General features: G+C 50.6%; 20 protein-coding genes. 11 read left to right on the plus strand and 9 right to left on the minus strand.

Annotated features, from left to right (window positions below; all coding sequences use genetic code 11):
* Nucleotides 1-160 precede the first annotated feature (160 nt).
* From BEA93_RS09645 to BEA93_RS25685, 4 genes are all read right to left on the minus strand, one after another.
* Complete coding sequence (locus BEA93_RS09645; protein ID WP_016262635.1) at nucleotides 161-1,285, minus strand: ABC transporter permease; 1,125 nt, start codon at nucleotides 1,283-1,285, stop codon at nucleotides 161-163.
* Nucleotides 1,285-4,020, minus strand: a complete 2,736-nt coding sequence (gene rbbA / locus BEA93_RS09650; protein WP_105224489.1) for a ribosome-associated ATPase/putative transporter RbbA — start codon at nucleotides 4,018-4,020, stop codon at nucleotides 1,285-1,287. Before rbbA ends, BEA93_RS09645 begins: the two co-directional genes overlap by 1 nt.
* A complete protein-coding gene (locus tag BEA93_RS09655) occupies nucleotides 4,017-5,084 on the minus strand; it encodes an HlyD family secretion protein (protein WP_000361522.1) in 1,068 nt (355 codons plus the stop codon). Before BEA93_RS09655 ends, rbbA begins: the two co-directional genes overlap by 4 nt.
* Before the next feature lie 62 nt (nucleotides 5,085-5,146).
* A complete protein-coding gene (locus BEA93_RS25685) occupies nucleotides 5,147-5,260 on the minus strand; it encodes a hypothetical protein (protein WP_214678606.1) in 114 nt (37 codons plus the stop codon).
* Between the two features lie 529 nt (nucleotides 5,261-5,789).
* Between BEA93_RS25685 and BEA93_RS09660 the strand changes: the two genes are divergently transcribed.
* Nucleotides 5,790-6,842 (plus strand): DUF2776 family protein, encoded by a 1,053-nt coding sequence (locus tag BEA93_RS09660; RefSeq protein ID WP_010381050.1) that lies wholly within the window; start codon nucleotides 5,790-5,792, stop codon nucleotides 6,840-6,842.
* 99 nt (nucleotides 6,843-6,941) lie between these two features.
* Here the strand turns inward: BEA93_RS09660 and BEA93_RS09665 are convergent, their stop codons facing one another.
* Nucleotides 6,942-8,135 carry an NAD(P)/FAD-dependent oxidoreductase gene (locus tag BEA93_RS09665; protein WP_000439152.1) on the minus strand — a complete coding sequence of 398 codons (1,194 nt, stop codon included), beginning with the start codon at nucleotides 8,133-8,135 and terminating at the stop codon, nucleotides 6,942-6,944.
* A gap of 230 nt (nucleotides 8,136-8,365) precedes the next feature.
* On the opposite strand from BEA93_RS09665, the gene pitA reads away from it, so the two are divergent.
* The gene (gene pitA / locus BEA93_RS09670; RefSeq protein WP_000902773.1) at nucleotides 8,366-9,865 is read left to right on the plus strand and encodes an inorganic phosphate transporter PitA; all 1,500 of its coding nucleotides are present in this window, start codon (nucleotides 8,366-8,368) and stop codon (nucleotides 9,863-9,865) included.
* Nucleotides 9,866-9,932: 67 nt separating this feature from the next.
* On the opposite strand, the gene uspB is transcribed toward pitA, so the two are convergent.
* Complete coding sequence (gene uspB / locus BEA93_RS09675) at nucleotides 9,933-10,268, minus strand: universal stress protein UspB (protein WP_000626185.1); 336 nt, start codon at nucleotides 10,266-10,268, stop codon at nucleotides 9,933-9,935.
* Nucleotides 10,269-10,658: 390 nt separating this feature from the next.
* Between uspB and uspA the strand changes: the two genes are divergently transcribed.
* On the plus strand, nucleotides 10,659-11,093 hold the full coding sequence (uspA, locus tag BEA93_RS09680; RefSeq protein WP_000323571.1) for a universal stress protein UspA: 435 nt from the start codon (nucleotides 10,659-10,661) through the stop codon (nucleotides 11,091-11,093).
* A gap of 308 nt (nucleotides 11,094-11,401) precedes the next feature.
* Nucleotides 11,402-12,871, plus strand: coding sequence for a dipeptide/tripeptide permease DtpB (gene dtpB, locus BEA93_RS09690; protein WP_105224488.1), 1,470 nt, complete (start codon nucleotides 11,402-11,404; stop codon nucleotides 12,869-12,871).
* 47 nt (nucleotides 12,872-12,918) lie between these two features.
* Here dtpB and rsmJ read toward each other — a convergent pair whose 3' ends face one another.
* Both rsmJ and prlC read right to left on the minus strand, forming a co-directional pair.
* Nucleotides 12,919-13,671, minus strand: a complete 753-nt coding sequence (gene rsmJ, locus BEA93_RS09695) for a 16S rRNA (guanine(1516)-N(2))-methyltransferase RsmJ (protein ID WP_001517284.1) — start codon at nucleotides 13,669-13,671, stop codon at nucleotides 12,919-12,921.
* Nucleotides 13,672-13,678: 7 nt separating this feature from the next.
* Nucleotides 13,679-15,721 carry an oligopeptidase A gene (prlC, locus tag BEA93_RS09700; RefSeq protein WP_000184159.1) on the minus strand — a complete coding sequence of 681 codons (2,043 nt, stop codon included), beginning with the start codon at nucleotides 15,719-15,721 and terminating at the stop codon, nucleotides 13,679-13,681.
* A gap of 262 nt (nucleotides 15,722-15,983) precedes the next feature.
* Between prlC and rlmJ the strand changes: the two genes are divergently transcribed.
* The gene (rlmJ, locus tag BEA93_RS09705) at nucleotides 15,984-16,826 is read left to right on the plus strand and encodes a 23S rRNA (adenine(2030)-N(6))-methyltransferase (RefSeq protein ID WP_001517285.1); all 843 of its coding nucleotides are present in this window, start codon (nucleotides 15,984-15,986) and stop codon (nucleotides 16,824-16,826) included.
* Nucleotides 16,827-16,897: 71 nt separating this feature from the next.
* The gene (gene gorA, locus BEA93_RS09710; RefSeq protein ID WP_001517286.1) at nucleotides 16,898-18,250 is read left to right on the plus strand and encodes a glutathione-disulfide reductase; all 1,353 of its coding nucleotides are present in this window, start codon (nucleotides 16,898-16,900) and stop codon (nucleotides 18,248-18,250) included.
* 53 nt (nucleotides 18,251-18,303) lie between these two features.
* On the opposite strand, the gene dinQ is transcribed toward gorA, so the two are convergent.
* Nucleotides 18,304-18,387 (minus strand): damage-inducible type I toxin DinQ, encoded by an 84-nt coding sequence (dinQ, locus tag BEA93_RS09715; protein WP_001295215.1) that lies wholly within the window; start codon nucleotides 18,385-18,387, stop codon nucleotides 18,304-18,306.
* A 508-nt stretch (nucleotides 18,388-18,895) separates the two neighbouring features.
* On the opposite strand from dinQ, the gene arsR reads away from it, so the two are divergent.
* The 5 genes from arsR (at nucleotide 18,896) to BEA93_RS09755 (ending at nucleotide 22,661) form a co-directional block, all read left to right on the plus strand.
* Nucleotides 18,896-19,249 carry an As(III)-sensing metalloregulatory transcriptional repressor ArsR gene (gene arsR, locus BEA93_RS09730; RefSeq protein ID WP_000025636.1) on the plus strand — a complete coding sequence of 118 codons (354 nt, stop codon included), beginning with the start codon at nucleotides 18,896-18,898 and terminating at the stop codon, nucleotides 19,247-19,249.
* A gap of 54 nt (nucleotides 19,250-19,303) precedes the next feature.
* The gene (arsB, locus tag BEA93_RS09735; protein WP_016249316.1) at nucleotides 19,304-20,593 is read left to right on the plus strand and encodes an arsenite/antimonite:H(+) antiporter ArsB; all 1,290 of its coding nucleotides are present in this window, start codon (nucleotides 19,304-19,306) and stop codon (nucleotides 20,591-20,593) included.
* A 12-nt stretch (nucleotides 20,594-20,605) separates the two neighbouring features.
* Nucleotides 20,606-21,031, plus strand: coding sequence for a glutaredoxin-dependent arsenate reductase (arsC, locus tag BEA93_RS09740; protein WP_105224486.1), 426 nt, complete (start codon nucleotides 20,606-20,608; stop codon nucleotides 21,029-21,031).
* A 390-nt stretch (nucleotides 21,032-21,421) separates the two neighbouring features.
* Nucleotides 21,422-21,988: an outer membrane lipoprotein Slp gene (slp, locus tag BEA93_RS09745; RefSeq protein WP_001044202.1), complete on the plus strand. Its 567-nt coding sequence runs from the start codon at nucleotides 21,422-21,424 to the stop codon at nucleotides 21,986-21,988.
* A gap of 142 nt (nucleotides 21,989-22,130) precedes the next feature.
* On the plus strand, nucleotides 22,131-22,661 hold the full coding sequence (locus tag BEA93_RS09755; RefSeq protein ID WP_000478606.1) for a helix-turn-helix domain-containing protein: 531 nt from the start codon (nucleotides 22,131-22,133) through the stop codon (nucleotides 22,659-22,661).
* Nucleotides 22,662-22,703: the final 42 nt, after the last annotated feature.

Here is a 22,703-nt window from a genome sequence, read left to right on the forward strand (position 1 = left end):
TGAAACGAGGAAAGAAAAGATATTAACTGAACTTAATTTATAAAATTAAGTTCAGTTGCATAGATAGATCCTGTAAAGGCAGATGTTCTGCGTAATGAACGCAGCTAAAATTTATGACTTCGCTTTATGACATCACAATATGAAGCCAGGTTTCCCTTCCTTACGCCATTGTCCCAATCGTCTTCCTGAATCGCAGTAGCGCGATGGTGAAAAACACGCCGCCAATTGCCATCAACGTCAGGAACTGCGGCCAGACGATTTCGAATCCGGCACCACGGTAGAGAATGGCTTGCGCGAGGCTAACAAAGTGTGTCGTCGGCATGGTCAGCATAATATCCTGCACCATCTGCGGCATACTTTCGCGCGGGGTAGAGCCACCGGAAAGCATTTGTAACGGTAGCAACACCAGAATCACCAGCAGCCCAAGCTGTGGCATCGAACGTGCTATCGTCCCCATAAAAATGCCGATTGACGTGGTGGCAAACAAACTGAGCGCTACACCCAGCATAAACAGCGGGATCGAGCCTTCAATCGGTACGCCCAGCACACCTTTCACCATCAGCACCAGCGATAATCCCGACACCACCAACACCACCAGCCCCATCGACCAGACCTTCGCCATCATGATCTCAAACGGCGTTATCGGCATCACCAACAAGTGTTCCACCGTGCCGTGTTCACGCTCACGGATCAGTGCCGATCCGGTGAGCACAATCGCCAGCATGGTAATGTTGTTGATGATCGCCATCACCCCGCCAAACCACGCGGGGTCGAGGTTCGGGTTAAAGCGCATGCGGGTTTCCAGCGATACCAACGGTTCGCTGTTATCACGGTAGCGCGCGACAAAGCTATTCACTTCACCGTTGATAATATTCTGGATATAACCGTTGCCAGTGAATGCCTGGCTCATGCGCGTGGCATCGACGTTCACCTGAATATCTGGCTGGCGTCCGGCGAGGACATCACGCTGAAAATTTGGCGGAATATTTATCGCGAAGGTATAGCGTCCGGCGTCCAGTCCGGCATCCATCTCATCGGCGGTGATCATCTCCGGTGGCAAAAACCACGGGCGATAGAAGCTGTTAACGATCCGGTTCGACAATTGCGATTGATCCATATCGGCAATAGCGATCGGCGCGAGGTTCAACGATCCTGGCGTAACGGTTGCCGACGAGTACACCGACACCGTAAACGAGAAGACAATCAGCGTCAGCATCGCTTTATCACCGAGCAGACTGCGCAACTCTTTGATACCCAGATTAAAAATATTGCGTAAATGGCGCATCATCCCTCCTGTTTTTTCAGTAGCAGGATGCTTAAGCCCATCACCAGCGGTATGGCTATCAGCAACGGGATGAAAAGTTGCCACAAATCAGTCAGATCCAGCGCCTTCGAGAATGTCCCACGGGCGATAGTCAGAAAATGGCTGGTCGGATAAACCTCGCCAATCCAACGTCCCGGCCCTTCCAGTGAAGCTACCGGATCGATCATCCCGGAAAACTGCGTCGCCGGAATCAACGTGATTATGGCAGTACCGAAAATGGCGGCTATCTGGCTTTTCATAAAGGTGGAGATCAGCAGCCCCATTCCGGTGGCGATGATGATATACAGCAGTGCCGCCAGGGTGAGCGTCAGGAAACTGCCTTTATGCGGCACGCCAAACACAAACACCGACAGGCCGCAGAGCAGGAAAAAGTTCAGCATTCCCAGCGCGATGTACGGTAGCTGTTTACCGAGCAAAAATTCGCTGCGGGTAGTAGGCGTAACGTAGAGATTGATAATCGACCCCAACTCTTTTTCCCGTACCACGCTAAGGGCGCTTAGCATTGAGGGAATCATCATCAACAGAAGCGGGATCACCGCCGGAACAATCGCTGGCAGACTTTTTACGTCCGGGTTATAGCGATAGCGCGTCTCAATGTTCATCAGACCGCTTTGACTGGCTGGTGTCGATTGTTGGCTTGCCTCGTTCTGTAGCCAGTTCTGATGCATCGCCTGCACGTAACCTTTTACCGTTTCAGCGCGGCTGGGCATCGCGCCGTCGATCCAGACGCCGATTTCCACCGGCGTACCGCGTGCGATATCGCGGCCAAAATTGGGTGGGATCTCAATCGCTACCGTCACATCTCCTGCACGCATCCGGCGCTCAAGCTCGTCGTAACTGGTGAGCGGCGGCTGTTCGATAAAGTAACGGGAACCGGAGAGATTGAGTGTCCACGCCTGGCTGCTGACAGTCTGGTCGCGGTCAAGCACCGCAAAGCGCAGGTTTTCCACATCCATACTGATGCCGTAACCCATTATCAGCATCAGGATCACCGTCCCCATCAGCGCCAGCGTTGAACGTACCGGATCGCGTCGCAGTTCCAGTGCTTCGCGGCGGCTGTAGCTAAACAGACGACGCAGGCTAAATCCCTGACGTGGCGCGTGAGTGGTGTCATGTCCCACGGGCGGTGCTTCAACTTCGTTGCTCTGCCCTGCCGCTTCCTGCAAATAGGCGATAAATGCCTCTTCCAGACTGGCAGCCCTGCGTTTCTCAACCAGCTCCTGCGGCGTGCCGCTGGCGAGTACTTTTCCGGCGTGCATCAGCGAGATGCGGTCGCAGCGTTCCGCTTCGTTCATAAAGTGGGTGGAGATGAAAATGGTCACTTTGTCCTGGCGCGAGAGATCCACCATCAACTGCCAGAACATATCCCTCGCCACTGGATCGACGCCAGAAGTAGGCTCATCGAGGATTAACATCTCCGGGCGATGAATCACCGCCACAGCCAGCGAAAGTCGCTGACGAATACCGAGCGGCAGGGATTCCGGCAGTACATCTTCAACATCGTTGAGCTTAAAACGCTCGCTCATCTCAGCAACTCGCGCAGGAATGTCCGCTTCCGGAATGTGAAACAAGCGGGCATGTAACTCAAGGTTTTGCCGCACGGTGAGTTCGTTATAAAGCGAAAACGCCTGCGACATATAACCCACCCGCCGGCGGGTATCGATATCTTTTGGATCGACTGGTTGCCCAAACAACCACGCTTCACCTTCGCTGGCAGGCAGCAGCCCGGTGAGCATTTTCATGGTAGTGGATTTACCGCAGCCGTTCGAACCGAGAAACCCAAAAATCTCCCCGCGTGGAATGCGAAAATTAACGTGATCAACAGCGACAAAGGAACCAAAACGCATGGTCAGATCGCGCGCTTCGATGGCAATCTCTGCGTTTTCAGGTTGATACGGTGGGATGACTACCGCCTGATGCGCCTGGCGTTGCGCTTGCGGCAACAGATTTATAAATGCTTCTTCCAGCGTGGCGCTTTGCGTTTGCTGCCGCAGCTCTTCGGCACTTCCGGTTGCCAGCACTTCTCCGGCATTCATCGCTACCAGCCAGTCGAAGCGTTCGGCCTCTTCCATATAGGCGGTGGCAACCAGCACGCTCATATTACTCTGCCGCTGGCGGATGCTGTCGATCAGATCCCAGAACTGGGCGCGGGAGAGCGGGTCAACCCCCGTCGTAGGCTCATCAAGAATCAACAATTCCGGATCGTGGATTAACGCACAACACAACCCAAGTTTTTGCTTCATGCCGCCGGAGAGTTTACCCGCCGGACGATCGCGAAAAGGTGCTAACCCGGTGCTGGTCAGTAGTTCATTAATTCGCACTTCCCGCTCCGCTTTGTCGTGACCGAACAAGCGGGCGAAAAAATCGACGTTTTCATACACCGACAAGGTGTGGTAGAGGTTTTTGCCCAGTCCTTGTGGCATCCAGGCGATGCGCGGGCAGACGTCGCGGCGATGCTTCGGGTCGCGCATATCGCCGCCCAATACCATCACGCTGCCCTGCTCAATGACGCGGGCACCAGAAATCAACGACAACAAACTCGACTTCCCGACACCGTCAGGGCCAATCAGCCCGACCATACAGCGGGCCGGAATATCGAGAGTGATATTGTTCAGCGCAACGGTTTTTCCATAATGCTGACTCACGCCCGCCAGTTGCGCGACAGGCGGGACGGGAACCAGTTCCAGATGCGTCATTGCGGCAACCTCACCGCCAGGTCTTCAGGCCACGGAAGTTCTTCATTCACCCGCACCCACGCCACGCCCGGCAAGCCAGTTTTGACATATTCCAGATGCTGCTGGAGTAATTCCGGTGGGATACGCGCTTTGACGCGGAACATCAGTTTCAGCCGTTCATCGCTGGTTTCGACGGTTTTTGGCGTGAACTGGGCAACGCTGGCGACAAAGCTGATGGTCGCCGGAATACGCAGATCTGGCGCGGCATCAAGGATCAGACGCGCTTCCCCGCCCAGTTTCAGCGTGCCAGCCTGTTCGGTTGGCAGGAAGAAGGTCATATAGACATCGCTCAGGTCGACCATATTCAGCACCCGACCGCCTGCCGCCAACACTTCACCAGGCTCAGCAACCCGATACTGCACACGTCCGTCGCGCGGGGCTTTCAGTTCACTATCGTCGATATCTGCCGCGATACGCCGTTCAGTGGCTTGTGCGGCTTCGACACGCGTTTGCGCCTGAATGATATTGGTGCGTGCCGCTTCTATAGCGGCTTTAGAGGCAGAAACCTGGGCTTTTGCCGATTCCAGCGCAGCACGGGCGCTTTCGGCAGCGGCGCGGTCATCATCCAGTTGTTGCGCAGAAATAGCCCCACTATGGGCGAGCGAGCGGGAACGGGTATGACGTTTGGCAACGGAGTCCAGTTCAGCCTGACGTTGATTGACCAGCGACTGCGCGGCGCGAGTTTCACTTTGCCTCTGCTCCAGCAAGGCCCGGGCGGCAGCAACGGCGCTTTGTGCTTCTTTGATTTGTGCGATGGCTTCCAGCCGCTGCTCCTGCAACACGCGGGTATCCATTTTCGCCAGCACTTCACCTTCGCGGACAAACTGGCCTTCTTTCACCAGAATAGTGTCGATACGCCCGGCGATTTTGCTGGCGATATCCACTTCCGTCGCTTCAATGCGCCCATTACTGACGGCAAAACCTTCCGGCACACCTGTCGGGCGCAACAACCACCATGCCACGACGGTAGCAACCGCCAGAACCCCGACAACCCACCACGCCAGATGGCGTTTACTCTTATCCATAATCGATCCGCCATAATCCCTGTAAGCAAACGAAACGTGTTACAACTGCCACTGAACGACGTTCAGCGGATTCTTCCATCCGGGATAAGAAGGAAACGGCATATGCGGCCAGGGCGCTGCAAGATGAGCACCAACGGGGAAGGCTTAGTGAAAACGGGTAGTAATGTTGTCATCATCAGCATTCCTGGCCGTAAATGAAACACGCATACTCATAATTGAAATCAATTAAATACTAACAGTTATATTCATGTTGTCTATTTGATTACTATCAGCTTGTGATACACCACGATGTTCTACATTTCGATTACGTTCTTAACCAAAAATCCTTTTTACAGGTTCTCAGGTTGTGCGACATAAATTTTCACAACAGGAAATAATGTAACTATCACACAGAGTTATTATCCCCTTGAGTACGAATATTTCACGAATGTGAATACGTTTTTTACGAAAAGATGATGAATGAGAAAAGACTGCACCTTACGCAACGATGAAAATAAGAAAAATATATTAATTCAGAATTCATCGTAGGATAAATATTTAATTACCAGTTTTAATCCATCTCTAAAAGCCGATACTTACAACAATAAATCCAGCTATAGTAAAGTCACTTTTTACAATTAGTGGTATCTCATTGTTATATTTAATTGGCTGAAAATACTACTTATACGTTTTCTGATATTAGCAGAAAAACATATGGAGATAGAGATGAATATCTATATTGGATGGTTATTTAAATTAATCCCTTTGCTAATGGGGGTAATATGCATCGCATTAGGTGAGTTTGTATTAGCAGGTTCTGGACAAAGTGAATACTTCGTTGCAGGGCATGTTCTGATTTCTCTCTCTGCAATATGTCTGGCATTGTTCACTACCGCATTTATTATTATCTCTCAGTTAAATCATGGCGTGAATAAACTCTACAACACATTATTCCCTGTTATTGGTTATGCTGGCTCCATTGCAACTATGATTTGGGGATGGTCATTTCTGGCCAGCGATAATGTGATGGCAGATGAATTTGTCGCCGGGCATGTGATTTTCGGTGTTGGCATGATTGCCGCCTGCGTATCAACCGTGGCGGCCTCTTCCGGGCATTTTCTGCTGATCCCGAAAAACGCAGCGGGTAGTAAGAGTGATGGAACACCATTGCAGGCGTATTCTTCAACTATCGGTAATTACTTAATTGCTATCCCCGTTCTGCTCACTCTCTTCGGTTTTATTTGGTCAATAGTGCTGTTACGCAGCGCAAATATCACACCACATTATGTTGCAGGCCATGTGCTCCTGGGGCTAACAGCAATTTGCGCTTGTCTTATTGGTCTGGTTGCTACCATCATCCATCAAACGCGGAATACGTTCTCAGCGAAAGAACATTGGCTCTGGTGTTATTGGGTTATTTTACTCGGCTCACTTACCGTTATTCAGGGCATCTACGTATTAATCAGTTCAGATGAAAATGCCCGTCTGGCTCCGGGTATTATTCTCATTTGTCTGGGGATGATCTGCTACAGTATTTTCTCCAAAGTGTGGTTGCTGGCGCTGGTCTGGAGACGCGCCTGTTCGTTAACCAACAGAATACCCATGATACCCGTATTTACCTGTCTGTTTTGCCTGTTCCTCGCGGCATTCCTTGCAGAGATTGCGCAAACCGATATGGCTTACTTTATTCCCTCGCGGGTTCTGGTTGGCTTAGGTGCAGTGTGTTTTACGCTATTTTCAATCGTTTCTATATTAGAAGCAGGGTCTGCAAAAAAATAATAGAAAAGACTTCAGATAAGACGCTGAGCGTCTTATCTGGGCTTTATTCAGGTTGATTCCCCCTGATTTCACTGCGAAAACGAGGGGGTACTTTACGTCTTATTCTGCCGCCAAATCCTGCGCACAAGCCCACGCGCTGGACCACGCCCACTGGAAGTTATAACCTCCCAGCCAGCCTGTGACGTCCATCACTTCACCAATAAAGTACAGCCCAGACACTTTGCGCGCTTCCATCGTCCGTGATGAGAGTTCATTGGTGTCCACGCCGCCGAGAGTCACTTCGGCGGTGCGATAGCCTTCGGTGCCGTTGGGTTGTACGCGCCACTCGGTCAATGTGGTAATCAGCGCCTGTTGGTCACGCACGTTGAGCTGTTTTAGCGGGACGTCCGGGATTTGCCCAAGTTGTTGCAACCGTTCAACCAACCGTTTCGGCAGATGAACCGCCAACGTGTTCTTCAGGCTCTGATTCGGATGTGCACTGCGCTGCTCGTTAAGGAAGGCTTCCAGGTCGACATCCGGTAGCAGATTGATGCTGACAAATTCACCCGGTTGCCAGTAGCTGGATATCTGCAACACCGCCGGACCAGATAAGCCACGATGCGTGAAGAGTAAATTTTCACGGAACACCGTGCCGTTTTCAGCGGTGATCACTGAAGGTACTGCAACGCCTGCCAGCACCTGTAACTCTTCCAGCAACGGTTTATGCAGTGTGAATGGCACCAGACCAGCGCGCGTCGGCAACACGTTGAGGCCAAATTGTTCGGCAATCTTATAACCGAACGGCGACGCGCCCAGACCCGGCATCGAGAGGCCTCCGGTCGCAATGACCAGTTTATCGCAGCCGACGGTCATACCATTCAGTTCAAGCGTAAAACCCGTTTCATCCTTTGCCACACTCAGCACTTCGCTACGCAATCTGAAGGTCACATTACCCTTCTCACACTCTGCCACCAGCATGTCAACAATCTGCTGTGCGGAGTCATCGCAAAAGAGTTGCCCTAACGTTTTCTCGTGCCAGGCGATGCCGTGTTTATTGACCAGATCAATAAAATCCCACTGCGTAAATCGGGCGAGGGCAGACTTACAAAAATGCGGATTCTGGCTCAGATAGGCACCAGGCTCGACATAAAGGTTGGTAAAGTTGCAGCGCCCACCACCAGACATGAGGATTTTGCGCCCCGGTTTTTTACCATTATCGATCAGCAAAACTCTGCGTCCTGCCTGACCTGCCAGCGCAGAACAGAACATACCAGCCGCACCAGCGCCTATAATAATGGCATCAAACCTTTCCACGTTGCGCTCCTCTTAGAAAAAATGGGCGTGAATTGTAAAGATTCCTCAGTGGCCGCACCAGCATCAATATTACTTAGGGGAAGTATTTATCTGAATTATATAAGATAATTATTTTTTGAGTGAAATTCATACAGGAGGCAAATCAAAAAAATCTATATTTCACTTTGCCCGCGCCGCGAAAGTCACTGATAATGCGCCGCGTTCATGTCCTCAAAATGGCGTAACGTCCTATGCTACATTTGTTTGCTGGCCTGGATTTGCATACCGGGCTGTTATTATTGCTTGCACTGGCTTTTGTGCTGTTCTACGAAGCCATCAATGGTTTCCATGACACCGCCAACGCCGTGGCAACTGTCATCTATACCCGCGCGATGCGTTCTCAGCTCGCAGTGGTTATGGCGGCAGTGTTCAACTTCCTGGGTGTTTTGCTGGGTGGTCTTAGTGTTGCCTATGCCATTGTGCATATGCTGCCGACAGATCTGCTGCTTAATATGGGATCGTCTCATGGCCTTGCTATGGTGTTCTCTATGTTGCTGGCGGCGATTATCTGGAACCTTGGTACGTGGTACTTTGGTTTGCCTGCATCCAGCTCCCATACGCTGATTGGCGCGATTATCGGTATTGGTTTAACCAATGCGTTGATGACCGGTACGTCAGTGGTGGATGCACTCAATATCCCGAAAGTATTAAGTATTTTCGCATCTCTGATCGTTTCCCCTATTGTCGGCCTGGTGTTTGCTGGTGGTCTGATTTTCTTGCTGCGTCGCTACTGGAGCGGCACCAAGAAACGCGCCCGTATCCACCTGACCCCAGCGGAGCGTGAAAAGAAAGACGGTAAGAAAAAGCCGCCGTTCTGGACACGTATCGCACTGATCCTTTCCGCTGTCGGCGTGGCGTTTTCTCACGGTGCGAACGATGGTCAGAAAGGCATTGGTCTGGTTATGCTGGTACTGATTGGCGTCGCACCAGCAGGCTTCGTGGTTAATATGAATGCCACAGGTTACGAAATCACTCGTACCCGCGATGCTATCAACAACGTGGAAGCTTACTTTGAGCAACACCCTGCGCTGCTCAAACAGGCGACCGGTGCTGATCAGTTAGTGCCGACTCCGGAAGCAGGCGCAACACAGCCTGCGGAGTTCCATTGCCATCCGTCGAATACCATTAACGCGCTCAACCGCCTGAAGGGCATGTTGACCGCCGATGTGGAAAGCTACGACAAGCTGTCGCTTGACCAGCGTAGCCAGATGCGCCGCATTATGCTGTGCGTTTCTGACACTATCGACAAAGTGGTGAAAATGCCTGGCGTCACTGCGGATGATCAGCGTCTGTTGAAGAAATTGAAGTCCGATATGCTTAGCACCATCGAGTATGCTCCGGTATGGATCATCATGGCGGTCGCGCTGGCGTTAGGTATCGGGACGATGATTGGCTGGCGTCGTGTGGCGACGACTATCGGTGAGAAAATCGGTAAGAAAGGCATGACCTACGCTCAGGGGATGTCTGCCCAGATGACGGCGGCGGTGTCTATCGGTCTGGCGAGTTATACCGGGATGCCTGTTTCCACCACTCACGTACTCTCCTCTTCCGTAGCGGGGACGATGGTCGTTGATGGCGGTGGCTTGCAGCGTAAAACGGTAACCAGCATTCTGATGGCCTGGGTGTTTACCCTCCCGGCTGCAGTGCTGCTCTCCGGCGGGTTGTACTGGATCTCCTTGCAGTTCCTGTAATCGCACGCATAAAAACGAGCGGGTCAGTTTTCTGGCCCGCTTTTTTTATGCCTTATTGCCGTGGTACTTAATGCCAAATCATCAATGCAATCAGGCTTATCACCACCAGACCACACAATGCGCTGGTCAGGATAAACTGCCGACGCACACGCTCGCAGCGACGAATAAACTCATCATCGTGATGATCACGATACCTCTGAGCATAGATATACCAGACGAGACGAACCTGTTTGTTGGGTTGGCCATGTGAGGTAAAAAAGCCCCCTCCATCAACATATTGATAGAGCAATGGATCGCAATTACGCAGTACCACTAACAACGCGCGTAGTGATGAGAAATAGCGCGCCATGTTAACAATGCAAACGACACATAAAGCCCAAAATAATGCGACGGTGCTTATCATACCTCCTCCCCGGCGACCTGCCCACAGAGTTCCACCCCGGGGCTACCGCTCCCGATACGCTGCCAATCAGTTAACACCAGGTCCTGGAGAAACCGCTTTTGTCGTAACGAACATCCGAGCGGCTCTATAGATAGTGTAGGAGATCAGGTTGTTTTTTTTCTATAAGGTTAACCACTATCAATATATTCATGTCGAAAATTTGATTATCTGATTGGTAAGCAAGGCGGATTGACGGATCATCCAGGTCGCTATAAGGTAAGGATGGTCTTAACACTGAATCTTTACGGCTGGGTTAGCCCCGCGCACGTAGTTCGCAGGACGCGGGTGACGTAACGGCACAAGAAACGCTAGCTGGCCAGTCATCGACAACTTTATGGAAGGAGTAACACTATGGCTTATAAACACATTCTCATCGCGGTCGATCTCTCCCCGGAAAGCAAAGTTCTGGTAGAGAAAGCGGTCTCTATGGCCCGCCCCTACAATGCGAAGGTTTCTCTGATCCACGTAGATGTAAACTACTCTGACCTATACACCGGACTTATTGATGTGAATCTGGGTGATATGCAGAAACGCATTTCCGAAGAGACTCATCACGCGCTGACTGAGCTTTCCACTAACGCAGGCTACCCAATTACTGAAACTCTGAGCGGCAGCGGCGATCTGGGTCAGGTTCTGGTTGATGCGATCAAGAAATACGATATGGATCTGGTGGTTTGTGGTCATCACCAGGACTTCTGGAGCAAACTGATGTCTTCCGCACGCCAGCTAATCAACACCGTTCACGTTGATATGCTGATTGTTCCACTGCGTGACGAAGAAGAATAATCATTCCCCTCTACTTGCTCCTGAACGCCCGCTCATGCGGGCGTTCTGCTTTTTGTTTTGAGCCGATGTTAATCTGCAGTCAGAAAGCTCACTGCGTAGCGAGCAATTCAAATTTACACCCCATAAAAAAGCATGTAACGCCATTACACATAAAAACATCAGCATGATTGGCTGGTTATTTTTGCTGTGATAGTGCATTAATGCATTCATTACATCAATATTAAGAATTTTAGACGCGTGTAAAATCTTTCGCGCGCAATCACTTACGCGTTCATACTTTTCAGGACGGTATTGGAAGGTTAATAAATATGAATACAACAACACCCACTGGGATGCTGCAGCAACCTCGCCCATTTTTTATGATCTTTTTTGTCGAATTATGGGAACGATTCGGCTACTACGGCATGCAAGGCGTGCTGGCGGTTTTCTTCGTTAAACAGCTCGGATTTTCACAAGAGCAAGCCTTTGTCACCTTTGGTGCCTTTGCGGCGCTGGTCTATGGCCTTATCTCGATCGGCGGTTATGTTGGCGACCATCTATTGGGAACCAAACGCACCATTGTTCTCGGGGCAATTGTGCTGGCGATTGGCTACTTTATGACCGGGATGTCGTTACTCAAACCTGACCTGATCTTCATCGCGCTGGGGACTATCGCCGTCGGCAACGGCTTGTTTAAAGCCAACCCTGCCAGCTTGCTTTCTAAGTGCTATCCGCCAAAAGATCCGCGGCTCGATGGCGCTTTCACCCTGTTTTACATGTCAATCAACATCGGCTCGTTGATAGCATTATCGCTGGCACCAGTTATCGCTGACAGATTTGGTTATTCCGTCACCTATAATCTGTGCGGTGCGGGGTTAATTGTCGCGTTACTGGTCTACATCGCCTGTCGTGGAATGGTAAAAGATATTGGTTCTGCGCCAGACTTCCGACCAATGAGCTTCAGCAAACTGTTGTACGTGTTGATTGGCAGCGTGGTGATGATCTTCGTCTGCGCATGGCTGATGCACAACGTGGAAGTTGCCAACCTGGTGCTGATAGTCCTCTCCATCGTCGTCACCATTATTTTCTTCCGTCAGGCATTCAAGCTGGATAAAACCGGGCGCAACAAGATGTTTGTCGCCTTTGTGCTGATGCTCGAAGCGGTGGTGTTTTACATCCTCTACGCCCAGATGCCAACATCACTGAACTTCTTTGCCATCAACAACGTGCATCATGAAATCCTCGGCTTTTCCATCAACCCGGTCAGCTTCCAGGCGCTCAATCCGTTCTGGGTGGTCATTGCCAGCCCGGTACTGGCGACTATCTATACCCGTCTGGGCAGCAAAGGCAAAGATCTCTCGATGCCGATGAAATTCACCCTTGGCATGTTTATGTGTTCATTGGGTTTTCTGACTGCCGCCGCTGCGGGGATGTGGTTTGCTGATGCCCAGGGACTGACATCGCCGTGGTTTATCGTCCTGGTTTACTTGTTCCAGAGCCTGGGTGAACTGTTTATTAGCGCCCTGGGTCTGGCGATGATTGCTGCGCTGGTGCCGCAGCATTTGATGGGATTTATTCTCGGGATGTGGTTCCTGACGCAGGCAGCCGCATTCTTGCTGGGCGGCTATGTAGCGACATTTACCGCCGTGCCGGACAACATTACCGATCCGCTACAGACATTACCGGTCTACATCGATGTGTTTAGCAAAATTGGTCTGGTCACGCTGGGCGTTGCGGTGGTAATGCTGCTGATGGTGCCGTGGCTGAAACGGATGATTGAGACGCCAGAAAGCAATTAATTTTTCCTGCAGCAAACCGGGTAGCAGTAACGCTACCCGGTTTACTTTTACGCTGGTGTCCCGGCATAAATATCAAAGCGATGCCCTTTGGTAACGACCGCGTTAGGCGTGGCGACATTCGCCAGCGGCGGGGCGTAGTCCGGCCGTTTGACCACCACGCGTTTTGTCGCTAACTGGCGAGCAGGCTCCAGCAACCCATCCGCATCGAGATCCGGCCCAACCAGCGACTGAAACACGCGCATCTCTTTTTTCACTAACGCACTTTTCTGCTTATGCGGGAACATCGGGTCGAGATAGACCACCTGTGGGCGCGGGGTAATATCGGTCAGCGCCGTCAGGCTGGAGGCGTGAATTAACTGCAAACGTTCCTGTAACCAGCCGCCGATTTCCGCATCGGCATAGCCACGCGCCAGGCCATCATCGAGCAGCGCGGCAACCACCGGATTACGCTCCAGCATCCGCACGCGGCAGCCCACCGAAGCCAGCACAAAGGCATCGCGCCCCAAACCTGCAGTGGCATCGACTACATCCGGCAGATAATCACCCTTAATGCCCACCGCTTTTGCTACCGCCTCACCGCGTCCGCCGCCGAATCTGCGTCGGTGTGCCATCGCTCCACCAACAAAATCAACAAAAATACCGCCAAGTTTCGGCTCATCGCGCTTGCGCAGTTCCAGATGCTCCGGCGTTAACACTAAGGCCATCAGGTTGTCTTCATCGTGCTCCAGCCCCCAGCGGGTCGCCAGAACAGATAAGGCACCGTCTCCGGTGCCCGATTCATCAATTAAGCAGATTTTCACTGACTGATCAGCCCTTAATGCCGTAATGCTCCAGCATCGCATCCAGTTGCGGTTCACGACCACGGAAGCGTTTGAACAGCTCCATCGGCTCTTCTGAACCGCCACGGCTCAGAATATTGTCGAGGAATGACTGTCCGGTTTCACGGTTGAAAATACCCTCTTCTTCAAAGCGTGAGAAGGCATCCGCCGCCAGCACGTCGGCCCACAGGTAGCTGTAGTAACCTGCTGCATAACCTCCGGCAAAAATGTGGCTGAAAGCATGTGGGAAACGCCCCCAGGACGGAGACGGCACCACGGCAACCAGTTTTTTGATTTCTGCCAGCGTTTCGAGGATCTTCGCGCCTTGTTCAGGACGGAACTCCGCGTGCAGACGGAAATCGAACAGGCCGAACTCCAGTTGACGCAGAATAAACAGCGCTGCCTGGTAGTTTTTCGCCGCCAGCATTTTATCCAGCAGCTCTTTCGGCAGCGGTTCGCCGGTTTCATAATGACCAGAGATAAACGCCAGCGCCTCCGGCTCCCAGCACCAGTTTTCCATAAACTGACTCGGCAGTTCGACTGCATCCCACGGCACCCCGTTGATACCGGAAACGCCTGCGGTCTCGATGCGGGTCAGCATATGATGCAGGCCGTGACCGAACTCATGGAACAGGGTGATCACTTCGTCGTGGGTAAACAGCGCCGGTTTACCATTCACCGGACGGTTGAAGTTACAGGTCAGGTAAGCGACCGGTTTTTGCAGCGAACCGTCGGCTTTACGCATCTGGCCTACGCAGTCATCCATCCACGCCCCGCCGCGCTTGTTTTCACGGGCATACAGATCGAGGTAGAAGCTGCCGCGCAGTTCGTTGTTCTCGTCATAGAGTTCGAAGAAACGTACATCCGGATGCCAGACATCGACATCCTTACGCTCTTTGGCGGTGATGCCGTAAATACGTTTAACCACTTCAAACAGGCCGTTAACCGCTTTGTTTTCCGGAAAGTACGGACGCAGTTGTTCGTCGCTGATGCTATAAAGATGCTGTTTTTGTTTTTCGCTGTAGTACGCAATATCCCACGGCTGCAACTCATCGACGCCAAATTCGGCTTTGGCGAAGGCGCGCAGTTGCGCCAGTTCTTTTTCACCTTGTGGACGTGCGCGTTTTGCCAGATCGGTTAAGAAATCAAGCACCTGCTGCGGATTTTCTGCCATTTTAGTGGCGAGTGATTTAAAGGCGTAGTTTTCAAAACCCAGTAATTGCGCCAGTTCATGACGCAAGGTGAGGATCTCTTCCATCACTTTACTGTTGTCCCACTTACCAGCGTTCGGGCCTTGATCGGAGGCGCGGGTGCTGTAAGCGCGATACATCTCTTCACGCAGGGCCTGGTTGTCGCAGTAGGTCATTACCGGCAGATAGCTTGGGATATCCAACGTCAGCAGGTAACCTTCCAGTTCTTTCGCTTCGGCCTGAGCTTTTGCCGCAGCCAATGCACTTTCTGGCATACCCGCCAGTTCCGCTTCGTCGGTGACGAGTTTAGTCCAGCCCATCGTCGCATCGAGGACGTTGTTGCTGTACTGGTTGCCCAGTTCGGAAAGACGGGTAGCAATCTCACCGTAACGCTGCTGTTTTTCTTTCGGCAGGCCGATGCCAGAAAGTTCAAAATCACGCAGTGCGTTATCAACCGCTTTTTTCTGCGCTGTGTTCAGCGTGGCGTAGTAATCGCCATCGCGCAGGTCACGGTACGCTTTATATAGCCCTTCATGTTGCCCTACCCAGGTGCTGTATTCCGACAGCAGCGGCAGCGTTTGTTCGTAAGCTTCACGCAGTTCCGGGCTATTTTTCACCGAGTTCAGGTGGCTAACCGGGGAGAAAATACGTCCCAGTACATCATCGACTTCTGCAAGCGGCTGGCAGAGATTTTCCCAGGTGTACGGTGCCCCTTGCGCTACCACGCGCTCTACATTTTCGCGGCAGTCGTTCAACGCCTTAGTGACGGCTGGAACCACATGTTCCGGGAGGATTTTTGAAAACGGCGGAAGTTCAAAGGGAGTCAGTAACGGATTCGTCATAGGTACAGTCCTGGTTAAATAGGGGGAACGAAACGCTCGCAGGCGCTTTCGCCGGATGCGACGCAGGCGTCTTATCCGACCTACTTTGGTAGGCCGATGCCATCCGACGCGTAATGGGTAATAGCATGGGGTTAAGTGTAGTGAATTTCAATGAGAAACGTTACGCTTTCGCGGCAGCGGCCTCTTTTCGGTATACTGTTCTGATACGCTTTTGTGCGCCCCGAATACGGGCCGATTTTTACTTACCGGAACACCTTTACCCATGCTCAGTTATCGCCACAGCTTTCACGCTGGCAACCACGCCGACGTCCTTAAACATACCGTTCAGAGCCTGATCATCGAGTCGCTGAAAGAGAAAGATAAACCGTTTCTCTATCTCGATACCCACGCGGGTGCGGGGCGTTATCAGTTAAGTAGCGAACATGCCGAGCGTACAGGCGAATATCTCGAAGGCATCGCCCGTATCTGGCAGCAGGATGACCTGCCCGCAGAATTGGAGTCGTACATCAATGTGGTAAAACACTTCAACCGTAGTGGGCAGCTACGTTATTACCCTGGTTCGCCGTTGATTGCCCGTCAGTTACTGCGTGAACAAGACAGCCTGCAACTGACCGAGTTGCACCCCAGCGATTATCCGTTACTGCGTTCTGAATTTCAGAAAGACAGCCGTGCGCGCGTAGAAAAAGCCGACGGCTTCCTGCAGCTTAAAGCTAAACTGCCGCCGGTCTCCCGCCGTGGCCTGATCCTTATCGACCCGCCGTATGAAATGAAAACAGACTATCAGGCGGTGGTCAGTGGGATAGCAGAAGGCTACAAACGTTTCGCCACTGGCACTTACGCATTGTGGTATCCGGTAGTGCTGCGTCAGCAAATTAAGCGCATGATCCACGATCTGGAAGCGACCGGTATTCGCAAAATTCTGCAAATTGAACTGGCGGTGCTGCCAGACAGCGATCGCCGTGGCATGACCGCTTCTGGCATGATTGTCATTAACCCTCCGTGGAAGCTGGAACAGCAAATGAATAACGTGCTGCCGTGGCTACACAGCAAACTGGTTCCGGCAGGCACCGGGCACGCTACCGTAAACTGGATCGTACCGGAGTAATTGCAGCCATTGCTGGCACCTTTTACGTCTCGCGCTACAATCGCGGTAATCAACGATAAGGACACTCTGTCATGACTAAACACTATGATTACATCGCCATCGGCGGCGGCAGCGGCGGTATCGCCTCCATCAACCGCGCGGCTATGTACGGCCAGAAATGCGCGCTGATTGAAGCCAAAGAACTGGGCGGCACCTGCGTGAACGTCGGCTGCGTGCCGAAAAAAGTGATGTGGCACGCGGCGCAAATCCGTGAAGCCATCCACATGTACGGCCCGGATTATGGCTTTGATACCACCATTAATAAGTTCAACTGGGATACATTGATCGCCAGCCGTACCGCCTATATCGACCGTATCCATACCTCCTATGAAAACGTACTCGGTAAAAATAACGTCGATGTAATCAAAGGTTTTGCTCGCTTCGTTGATGCCAAAACGCTGGAAGTTAACGGTGAAACCATCACTGCTGATCATATTCTGATCGCCACCGGTGGCCGTCCGAGCCATCCGGATATTCCGGGCGTGGAATACGGCATTGATTCTGATGGTTTCTTCGCCCTTCCCGCTTTACCAGAGCGCGTGGCGGTTGTTGGCGCAGGTTACATCGCCGTTGAACTGGCTGGCGTGATTAACGGCCTCGGCGCGAAAACGCATCTGTTTGTGCGTAAACACGCACCACTGCGCAGCTTTGATCCGATGATCACTGAAACACTGGTCGAGGTGATGAACGCCGAAGGCCCACAACTGCACACCAATGCAATCCCGAAAGCGGTGGTGAAAAATGCCGATGGCAGCCTGACGCTGGAGCTGGAAGATGGTCGCAGTGAAACGGTGGATTGCCTGATTTGGGCGATTGGGCGTGAACCTGCCAATGACAACATCAACCTCGAAGCTGCTGGCGTTAAAACCAACGAAAAAGGTTATATCGTCGTCGATAAATATCAAAATACTAACGTTGAAGGTATTTACGCGGTGGGCGATAACACTGGCGCGGTGGAACTGACGCCGGTTGCAGTAGCAGCGGGTCGTCGTCTCTCTGAACGCCTGTTTAATAACAAGCCGGATGAACATCTGGATTACAGCAATATTCCGACCGTCGTTTTCAGCCATCCGCCGATTGGTACTGTTGGTTTAACAGAACCGCAGGCGCGTGAGCAGTACGGCGACGATCAGGTGAAAGTGTATAAATCCTCTTTCACCGCCATGTATACCGCTGTCACCACTCACCGCCAGCCGTGCCGCATGAAGCTGGTATGCGTTGGGCCAGAAGAGAAGATTGTCGGTATTCATGGTATTGGTTTTGGTATGGATGAAATGTTGCAGGGCTTCGCGGTAGCGCTGAAGATGGGCGCAACCAAGAAAGACTTCGACAACACCGTCGCTATTCACCCGACGGCGGCAGAAGAGTTCGTTACTATGCGTTAAATGTTAAAGGGCAAAGAGTGGTGTGCTCTTTGCCCTTAGCTACGTTTCCGCTATCAGTTCAGAAGCTGAAGCAGGAAGCGGATCAGTTCCAGCAACGCAATTAACGCCCCAAGAACAATGATTGCTTTATCAATCACCCGTTTTCTCCATGCTATGGAGTGAGAATACATCCGCTTACTCATCCATTGCCTGTCACGGTGCATGTCTCATTGTTAGATAACGACTATCTCACTCCGGCCAGAGCATCAGTTAACGGCACCACCCGTACCACTGATCAGGACTTTGAAAGCGTTTATGCGCATTACCAGAGTGAAAATGCCTCAGAGCTAACTGGATAATTATACAGTGCTTATAGTTTATAAAACCAGCATGTCCTTGCAATAGTTTCAGTATGGTATTAGCATTGATGCGTTAGATGATGACTATCTCACTCCGACCAGGGCCACCAACTCTGGGCTGGAAAGTAAAAAACCGACGCAAAGTCGGTTTTTTTACGTCCTGATTCAGACCTCTTTTCAAATAAATACCCAACTCTTAATTCACACCCATTACCTTCCTTTGCACCTATACATCCGTTAAATCATATATGTTTTTGACTTATTCATTTCGAAGAGAGACACTACCTGCAACAATCAGGAGCGCAATATGTCAATTCTGTTACCCATCCAACTGTTCAAAATTCTTGCCGATGAAACGCGTTTGAGTATCGTTTTACTGCTCAGCGAGATGGGTGAGTTATGCGTCTGTGATCTCTGTACTGCCCTGAATCAGTCGCAGCCCAAGATCTCACGCCACCTGGCATTGCTGCGTGAAAGCGGCTTATTGCTGGATCGCAAACAAGGTAAGTGGGTTCATTACCGTTTATCTCCGCATATTCCTTCCTGGGCTGCGAAAATTATTGAGCAGACCTGGAGATGTGAACAGGAAAATGTTCAGGCAATTGTCCGTAACCTGGCCCGACAAAATTGTTCCGCAGACAGTAAGACCATTTGCAGCTAAAAAATTTACCCACACATATATGAATTTTCGCATATGTTATTTCAGGGAGGCATTATGTTACTGGCAGGCGCTATTTTTGTCCTGACCATCATATTGGTTATCTGGCAGCCGAAAGGTTTAGGCATCGGCTGGAGTGCGGCGTTGGGCGCGGGACTGGCGTTAGTTACGGGTGTGGTACATCCGGGCGATATTCCTGTGGTGTGGAATATTGTCTGGAATGCGACTACTGCATTTATTGCCGTTATTATCATCAGCCTGCTGCTGGACGAATCCGGTTTTTTCGAATGGGCGGCGCTGCATGTTTCACGTTGGGGTCATGGGCGTGGCCGCTTGCTGTTTACCTGGATAGTCCTGCTCGGTGCGACCGTTGCGGCTCTGTTTGCCAATGATGGCGCGGCACTTATTTTGACGCCGATCGTTATCGCCATGTTGCTGGCTTTAGGTTTCAGTAAAGGCACAACGCTTGCATTCGTCATGGCGGCTGGATTCATTGCCGATACCGCCAGCCTGCCGCTTATCGTATCCAACCTGGTAAATATCGTTTCGGCAGATTTCTTTGGCCTCGGCTTTAGCGAATATGCCTCGGTCATGGTGCCGGTGGACATCGCCGCAATACTGGCCACGCTGGTGATGTTGCATCTCTACTTTCGCAAAGATATTCCACAGAACTACGATATGGCATTGCTGAAACCTCCCGCCGAAGCAATTAAAGATCCTGCCACCTTCAAAACGGGCTGGGTTGTTTTATTGCTTTTGCTGGCGGGATTTTTCGTTCTGGAACCGCTCGGTATCCCGGTAAGCGCCATTGCGGCAGTGGGCGCGCTAATTTTGTTTGTAATCGCTAAACGCGGCCATGCTATCAATACGGGTAAAGTGCTACGCGGCGCACCCTGGCAGATTGTCATCTTCTCACTCGGCATGTATCTGGTGGTTTATGGCCTGCGCAATGCGGGGCTAACAGAATACCTTTCTGGCGTACTTAATGTATTGGCAGATAACGGTCTGTGGGCCGCGACGCTGGGCACCGGATTTCTGACCGCCTTCCTCTCTTCTATTATGAACAATATGCCTACGGTACTGGTTGGTGCGTTGTCTATTGATGGCAGCACGGCGTCTGGCGTGATCAAAGAAGCGATGGTTTACGCCAACGTTATTGGCTGCGATCTGGGGCCGAAAATTACGCCAATTGGTAGCCTGGCAACACTGCTCTGGTTGCACGTACTTTCGCAGAAGAATATGACGATTAGCTGGGGGGATTACTTCCGTACAGGAATTATTATGACCCTGCCGGTGCTGTTTGTAACGCTGGTCACGCTGGCGCTACGTCTCTCTTTCACTTTGTAATGAGATACTGATATGAGCAACATTACCATTTATCACAACCCGGCCTGCGGCACGTCGCGTAATACACTGGAGATGATCCGCAACAGCGGTACAGAACCGACTATTATCCACTATCTGAAAACCCCACCGGCTCGTGACGAGCTGGTCAAACTCATTGCCGATATGGGAATTTCGGTACGCGCGCTGCTGCGTAAAAACGTTGAACCATATGAGGAACTGAGTCTTGCAGACGATAAATTTACTGACGATCAGTTAATCGACTTTATGTTGCAACACCCGATTCTGATTAACCGTCCAATTGTGGTAACACAGTTGGGAACCCGGCTGTGCCGCCCTTCGGAAGTAGTGCTGGAGATCCTGCCGGATGCTCAGAAAGGGGCGTTCACCAAAGAAGACGGTGAGAAAGTGGTTGATGATTCAGGTAAACGATTAAAATAAACAAAGGGGGCGACTGTGCCCCTAATCGTTGACGCAGCGCGTATCATTTCTTAGCGGATGCGAGATCGTGCAATTTCAGTAAATTGCGCTTCCTGCCCTCACGGATAAATAGTTTCCCTTTTAATAAACAGTTATCACCATAATGATAATAATTAGCACTCTATGTTCCATAAGAGAAAAAACAATTTAATTAAAATAGTTAAATAAAGGACTAGTATTATAAATAGACGGGTAATAACATCACACAGCAATGCTCTCTCTGGGACTAATGTTCAAGATATAAATATCAGACAGGTTTACATTACTATCAGGCATATCACCTGAGAATTGGATGAAAACCATAAAGAAATATCTATTATGGTTTTAACATTTGTTGATAAGGATAGTAACATGAACAAGACAAAAGGTGCACTCATCTTCAGCCTTTCATTTTTTCTTGCCGCATGTAGTTCGATTCCGCAAAATATCAAAGGCAATAACCAACCTGATATTCAAAAAAGTTTTGTTGCTGTTCATAACCAACCAAATTTGTATGTTGGTCAACAGGCACGCTTTGGCGGTAAGGTTATCAACGTTATTAACGGCAAAACAGATACGTTGTTAGAAATCGCCGTATTACCGCTGGATAGCTATGCCAAACCTGAAATTGAAGCCAACTATCAGGGTCGCCTGCTCGCCAGACAAAATGGCTTCCTTGACCCAGTGAACTACCGTAACCACTTTGTCACCGTTCTCGGCACGATTCAGGGCGAACAGCCAGGTTTTATCAATAAAGTCCCGTATAACTTCGTTGACGTGAATGTACAGGGGATTCAGGTGTGGCATTTGAGAGAAGTGGTCAACACCACCTACAACCTGTGGGATTACGGCTACGGCGCATTCTGGCCAGAACCCGGCTGGGGCGCACCTTATTACACCAATGCGGTTAGCCAGGTAACGCCAGAACTGGTGAAATAATTTAGTTTAAAGATGCAGATATTTTCCAAATATCTGCATCTTTAATATGAATATTAATATACAACTATAATTATAAGTCCTGCCCTGTTTATTACCTTTGGCAACCTGATTATGAAGTTAATGCTCGCAACAGGAGTCGGTTATGTTTCTTATAATTACCAAAGACATCATGTTTTTCACCGCAATGAAAAATATTTTGAGTAAGGGTAATGTCGTTCATATACAGAACGAAGAAGAGATTGACTTAACGTTGCATCAGAGTGCTTTGGTGATTATTGATACATTAATGAATAATGTATTCCACTCATCAATGCTCAACAAAATTGAACGTCTGCAACCTGTCCATGTCATTGTTTTCTCGCCGTTTAATATTAAACGCTGTCTGGGGAAAGTCCCGGTAACTTTTGTTCAGAGAAATATTACGATTATTGACTTTGTCGCGCTGCTCAATGGCAGTTACTGTTCTGCGCCAGAAGCGGATGTGTCACTCTCGCGCAAACAGCATCAGGTTCTGACCTGCATTGCAAATCAAATGACGACAGAAGATATTCTGGGAAAACTAAAAATCTCATTAAAAACATTCTACTGCCATAAACACAATATTATGATGATCCTCAACCTCAGGCGGATCAACGAACTGGTACGGCATCAACATATTGATTATCTGGTCTGAATTCTCCAGCCGATATTTATAAAGAGGCCCGGCGACAGCCAG

The organism is Escherichia sp. MOD1-EC5950, from assembly GCF_002965345.1.
Classification (GTDB): Bacteria; Pseudomonadota; Gammaproteobacteria; order Enterobacterales; family Enterobacteriaceae; genus Escherichia; species Escherichia marmotae.